We start from the raw sequence: 689 nt of genomic DNA, 5'->3' as shown, positions 1-689 counted from the left end.
GCCTCGACATTCAATCCCGAAGCCGCCCCGGCAGCACCGCCTATCGCCGCGCCCAGCGCCGTTGCTGCGATCTGCGCCAATCCCTGCTTCAGGTCTTTCGGCAGATCCATCTTGTTGATTTCATCGCCGATGACGGTCATCGCCGTGGCTGACGTAAATGCCCCGGCTGCGCCTCCTAGTCCGCCTGCAAGTGCGCCTGTTGCCGTGTGTAACGCGACACGATAAGCGCCACCTTCGGCCCATTTTGCGGCTTCTGCGTCATCGCCGTTTTTGATAGCTTCCTTCTGCTTTGCGTCGGCATAATCACCAATGTTCTTGGCCGCCAACTGCCCAAACGTCGAAGTAATCTGCACCTGCGCAGAAACATCATCCTTGAGCTTCTGGCCATCCCAATCCTTGGTCAGCGCCCCGCTGCTGTCCTTGGCCGTGCTGACATCGCGATTGATGCTGGCGACGGTTTGAGTAGCCGTAGTCCCGGTTTTGGCTTGTTGCGCCGCGTCGTCGGTAATCGTGACGACGCCGCCGCTGATGCCGCTGCGGGTGCTGCTGCTACTGCTGCCGCTGGCGCTGCCTATCCCTGCCGAGGTGCCGGTGCTGCCGGTCTGGAAGGTTTGCAGTTTTTGTCCGCCTACGGTTGCGGGAGCGTTGCTGCTGCCGTCCGCCGCCTTGCTATCGCCCTTGTCGCCGCC

At 61.7% G+C, this 689-nt stretch carries 1 pseudogene; it reads right to left on the bottom strand.

Features of this window, described 5'->3' with window-relative positions:
* A pseudogene (locus tag KHU33_RS26185) lies at positions 1–689 on the bottom strand (hypothetical protein); the annotation flags it as partial.

Origin of the sequence: Collimonas silvisoli (genome assembly GCF_018305005.1) — a bacterium.
Lineage (GTDB): Bacteria > Pseudomonadota > Gammaproteobacteria > Burkholderiales > Burkholderiaceae_D > Collimonas > Collimonas silvisoli.
The sequence above is the reverse complement of the archived record's forward strand: the minus strand, read 5'-3'. Positions and strand labels throughout refer to the sequence as shown.